At 38.0% G+C, this 345-nt stretch carries 1 pseudogene; it reads left to right on the forward strand.

From position 1 onward, the window contains the following. Positions 1-345, forward strand: a pseudogene (locus tag FTW16_RS24705) (winged helix-turn-helix domain-containing protein); the annotation flags it as partial.

Consider the following 345-nt stretch of genomic DNA (forward strand, 5'->3'; position numbering starts at 1 on the left):
TATCACACAATTCATCCTCGATGAATTTGATATATCTTACCAACCATCCGGTGTATACCGCTTACTGCATGAACTTAATTTGAGTTGGATAACAACACGTTCAAAGCACCCAAAACAATCAGAAGAAGCTCAAGAATCTTTTAAAAAAATTCCCAATAGAAACGATCCTTAAGATCCCTGGGCATATCCACTTAAAAGAAGTGCTTGTTTGGTTTCAAGATGAAGCTAGATTTGGTCAACGCAATACCACAACCAAGATTTGGGCAGAAAAAGGAACTCGACCTAGAGCCGTTCAACAGCAACAATTTGAGTATGCTTATTTGTTTGGAGCCGTTTGTATCAATA

It is taken from the genome of Vibrio sp. T20, from assembly GCF_007858795.1.
Taxonomy (GTDB): domain Bacteria; phylum Pseudomonadota; class Gammaproteobacteria; order Enterobacterales; family Vibrionaceae; genus Vibrio; species Vibrio satsumensis.